The 1,348-nt window shown below is 64.5% G+C and carries 1 protein-coding gene and 1 other annotated feature; the gene reads right to left on the bottom strand.

All coding sequences use genetic code 11. The annotated features are described in order from the left end of the window. Nucleotides 1-31: 31 nt before the first annotated feature. A protein-coding gene (locus BST38_RS28770; protein WP_110782067.1) for an IS3 family transposase occupies nt 32-1,293 on the bottom strand; the annotation gives its coding sequence in 2 pieces (ribosomal slippage) (nt 32-990 and nt 990-1,293; 1,263 coding nt in all). Continuing rightward, nucleotides 863-994, bottom strand: a sequence feature (AL1L pseudoknot). (Overlaps the previous gene by 132 nt.) Nucleotides 1,294-1,348 lie beyond the last annotated feature (55 nt).

The raw sequence follows: 1,348 nt of genomic DNA, 5'->3' as shown, positions 1-1,348 counted from the left end.
TGAAACGCCCTGGGTTTCCCGGAGGCTCGGGCTATTGGATTCCGATCAAGGGTTGGTCGGTCCGGTATGCATCGTAGAACGCGGCTTCGAACTCGGCGGGTGGGATGTCGCCGAGATAGCTGTGCAGGCGGCTGGTGTTGTGCCAGTAGACCCAGCTGAGGGTGGCGAGTTCTACGTCTTCGACGGTCTTCCACGGCCCGCTGCGAGCCGGCCCGTAGATCAGCTCGGCCTTGTAGTAGCCGTTCACAGTCTCCGCCAGAGCGTTGTCGAAACTATCCCCAACGGTCCCGATTGACGGGACTGCGCCGATCTCAGCGAGCCTTTCCCCGTAGCGAATGGACGTGAATTGCGACCCGGCATCGGAGTGACATCTCAAGCCTGGCAACGTATTTCCACGTGACCACCGCGCCATCTCCACCGCGTCGAGGACCATCGAGGTGCGCATATGGCTGGCCACCCGCCACCCCACGATCATCCGCGAATACGCATCGATGATGAAGCACACATACGCCACCCCGGCCCAGGTCGGCACGAACGTCAGATCGGTCACCCAGAGGTCGTTCGGGGCCATCGCGGTGAAATTCCGCTTCACCAAATCCGGATGCCGCGCCGCGGCCGGGTCGGCTTTGGTGGTGCGGACCCGTTTGCCGCGCCGGACTCCTTCGATGCCGGCCGCCCGCATCAGCCGGGCCACCTGATCGCGGCCGACGTCGTAGCCGTCGCGGCGGGCGGTTTTCCAGAGCTTGCGGGCCCCGTAGACGCAGTAATTGTCTTTCCAGAGCTGACACAACGCCGGCCCCAGGACGGCGTCACGCTGGGCCCGCGCCGACGGGACCCGGGCCTTGGCGTCGTAGTAGGTGCTCAGGGCCACCTGCAGGCCTGCGCTGCGCAGAACTGTGCAGATGGGCTCGACCCCGAACTCCTCGCGATTGGCGTCGATGAAATCGACTATTTCTTGTGTTGGCGGTCGAGCTCCGCCCCGAAGAAACTCGCTGCTCGTTTCAGAATCTCGTTGGCACGCTTGAGTTCTCGGATCTCCCGTTCGAGTTCCTGCACCTTCTTCGACTCCGAGGTGCTCACCCCAGGAGCCAGGCCTTCGTCGATGTCGGCCTGGCGGACCCAGGTGCGCACCGACTCCACGCCGTAGCCGAGCTGGCGAGCGACGCGCTGCACCGTGCCCTGCTCGGTGCCCAGCTCAGCCCGTAAGGTGCGGACCATCCGCACCGCGGCGGCCTTCTCCTCAGCGCTGTACCTGCGTGTCGTCGGCTTCCCGGGCGACTGTTCCTTCGGCATACCTGCATCCTCGTTTCCAAGGTCAGGAGCCTCCAGGATTTCCAGGGCGTTTCAG

It is taken from the genome of Mycolicibacterium parafortuitum, from assembly GCF_002086815.1.
GTDB classification, from domain to species: Bacteria; Actinomycetota; Actinomycetes; order Mycobacteriales; family Mycobacteriaceae; genus Mycobacterium; species Mycobacterium parafortuitum.
This window is presented reverse-complemented; position numbering and strand designations above follow the sequence as displayed.